This window comes from Ramlibacter sp. (assembly GCF_035706265.1).
Classification (GTDB): Bacteria; Pseudomonadota; Gammaproteobacteria; order Burkholderiales; family Burkholderiaceae_C; genus Ramlibacter.
Map to the genome: position 1 here is coordinate 1 of NZ_DASSVG010000428.1, position 2,753 is coordinate 2,753.

Annotated in this window: 3 protein-coding genes; 2 read left to right on the forward strand and 1 reads right to left on the reverse strand. The window is 69.7% G+C overall.

The features are described 5' to 3' along the window. Positions 1 to 603 (reverse strand): isochorismatase family protein (locus VFM98_RS15195; protein WP_325110752.1); only part of this gene is annotated, 603 nt, incomplete at its 3' end. Positions 604 to 658: 55 nt separating this feature from the next. Here VFM98_RS15195 and VFM98_RS15200 point away from each other — a divergent pair. Together VFM98_RS15200 and VFM98_RS15205 are read left to right on the forward strand one after the other, a co-directional pair. Continuing rightward, on the forward strand, positions 659 to 1,642 hold the full coding sequence (locus VFM98_RS15200) for a hypothetical protein (RefSeq protein WP_325110753.1): 984 nt from the start codon (positions 659 to 661) through the stop codon (positions 1,640 to 1,642). A gap of 80 nt (positions 1,643 to 1,722) precedes the next feature. After that, the coding region (locus tag VFM98_RS15205; RefSeq protein ID WP_325110754.1) for a hybrid sensor histidine kinase/response regulator at positions 1,723 to 2,753 on the forward strand (1,031 nt) is incomplete at its 3' end.

The window sequence follows — 2,753 nt, forward strand, 5'->3', positions numbered from 1 at the left end:
GACGATGCCCAGCACGTCCCGGAAGCGGGGATGACCCGCATCCCGCAGCCACTCGAAGGCCACCATCTCGGTGGTGACCAGTTCGGCGCCGGCGGCGGCGAGGCGGTCGAAGGCGGCGTCGCGGCTGCGCTCGCTGCGCGAGCTGCAGGCGTCGGTGACCACCCAGACATCCAGTTCTTCCTCCAGCAGGCCCAGCGCCGTCTGCAGCAGGCACACGTGCGCCTCGCAGCCGGCCAGCACCAGGCTCTCGCGGCCGGGAGGCGGCGGCGCCGCCGCCTTCTGCAGGTGCTTCGGCAGGCTGCGCGCGTTGCCGCCCTGCGTCGGCTTCGGTGCGGGCTTGAGCCGCGGCAGCAGCACGGAACTGCCGTCGAAGGCCATCTTCTCCACCACCCGGCCGGCCACGAGCGGCTGCAGCGCCTCCACGGTGGACCCGAGGCCCTGCGGGTTTTCCTCGGTGGCCCACAGCGGCACCTGCAGCAGTTGCGCGATGCGCGCAAGCCGCACCGCGTTCGCGATCACGAGTTCGCCTTCGTGGATCGCCGGCATCAGGCGCTGCTGGTAGTCGACCAGCACGAGTTGGGAATCCTGGGCATCCAGCAGCATGGTTTATTCCTTTGCGCCCGATTATTCCCCGGGCGAAGGTTTAGCATCCCGGCGCATGAAAACCTCGCGCCCCGACCTGGTCGTCATCCACGAACACCCCGAGTGGCAGAAGCCGCTGTTCGCCGCGCTGGAGCGGCGCGGCGTGAACTTCGCGCCCTACGACGTGACGCAGGCCGCGTTCAGCAACTTCGATCCGCCGCCGGCCGCCCTGTACTTCAACCAGGCCAGCCCCAGCGCCTACGTGCGCGGCAACACGCGCGCCGTGCCGCTGGCGCTGGCCTACATGCGCACGCTGGAGCAGTTGGGCGCCCGGGTGCTGAACGGCGCCGACGTGTTCGCGCTGGAGCTGAGCAAGAGCGTGCAGGCCACCCTGCTGCGCACGCTCGACATCGACACGCCGCGTTCGATCACCTTCAACGACCCCTCGGCCCTGCGCGCCTTCGAAGACCGGATCGCGTGGCCCGCGGTACTGAAGCCGGACCAGGGCGGCAGCGGCGCGCGCATCCAGGTGGTGGAGTCGCTCGCGCAGGTGGAAGACGTCTTCCGGCGCGACCCGCAGGTCTGGCTGCCGGACAACCTGTTCCTGCTGCAGGAGTACCTGCCGCACGATCCCGAGCAGGGCATCGTGCGGCTGGAGTTCCTGGGCGGCGAGCTGCTCTACGCCATGCGCGTCAAGACCCACGGCCGCTTCAACCTGTGCCCCTCGCCCGTGTGCAACCCCGACGACGGCGAAGGCGTGTGCGAGATTCCGGCGCACGAACCGGTGGCCGCGCCGCCGGTGGAGTTCTATCCCTACCCCGAAGTGCCGCGCGAGGCCGTGGCCACGGCCAAGCGCATCGTGCAGGCGGCGAAGCTGGACGTGGGCGGCATCGAATACCTCGAGACGCCGGACGGCCGCCGCGTCTTCTACGACATCAACGCCAACTCCAACCTGCGCCCCTCGGTGGCCGAGGCCTTCGGCTTCGATCCCTTCGAGCGCGTGGTGGACTTCCTGGTCGGCAAGCTGCAGCCGCGCTCGACGGCGCGAGCTCGCACTTAGGGAACTGCCTTAAGTCGAGGGGGTTCAGCCCGACGGTACACTTGCCTGCGCATCGTATGCCCAGCCGCGCAGTCCAAGTCTTGCCTCCCATCCGTCTGCTGTGCGTCGAGGACAACCCGGACGACGTCGAGCTGATGGGCATCGCGCTGGAGCGGGCGGACCCGACGCGCCGGTACGAGCTGCACCGCGTCGACAACGCGGCCAGCTTCGTCGCCGCGCTGCAGGGCGAGTGGGACGTGATCCTGTGCGATTTCAACCTGCCCCGCTTCTCGCCCTATGCGGCCCTGCAGATCCTGGTCACGCGCCGCTGCAACATCCCGCTGATCGTGCTCACGCGCGCCATCGGCGAGGAGGCAGCGGTGCACGTGCTGCGCTGCGGCGCCAAGGACTACCTCACCAAGGACAAGCTGGGCACGCTGCCGCAGATCATCGGCCGGGTGCTGGAGGAGCGGCGGCGGGTCAAGGAGAAGGAGAGACTCGATGCCGAACTGCAGGCGGCCTATGCGCGCCTGAAGGAGCTCTCGGCCCGCTTCGTGCTGGCGCAGGAGCGGGAGCGCTCGCACATCTCGCGCGAGCTGCACGACCAGCTCGGGCAGACGCTGACGGCAGTGGTGATCCACCTGCACGCGGCGCAGCGCGCGAACGACCCGGAAGTGGCGCGCAAGTACGGCGACACGGCCGCGGAGCTCGCCAATGGCGCGCTGCAGCAGTTGAAGACGCTGTCCTTCTCGCTGCGGCCGGCGCAGCTGGACCTGCTGGGCCTGGTGCCGGCGGTGCAGTCCGCCATGCAGCGCATCTGCGAGCCCGCGGGGCTGGCGTGGGAAGTGCAAACGCGCGGCGAGGAACCCAAGCGCCTGGAGGAGAACGCCGCGGTGGCCGTGCGCCTGGTGCAGGAGGCGCTGACCAATGTGGTGCGCCATGCGCGCGCCACGCTGGTGCGGGTGCGCCTGCGCTTCCTGCCGGGCGGGCACATCGGCGTGCTGGTGCTCGACGATGGCAAGGGTTTCGACAAGGCGGCCGTCTTGAACGGCCAGCAGTCCGAACGGAATATCGGCCTGTACGGAATGATCGAACGCACGGAACTGGCAGGCGGCCGCCTGCACCTGCGCAC

What these genes read in the sequence shown, in the direction of transcription:
- VFM98_RS15200 (WP_325110753.1), top strand. Translation starts at nt 659, where the DNA reads ATGAAAACCTCGCGCCCCGACCTGGTCGTCATCCACGAACACCCCGAG.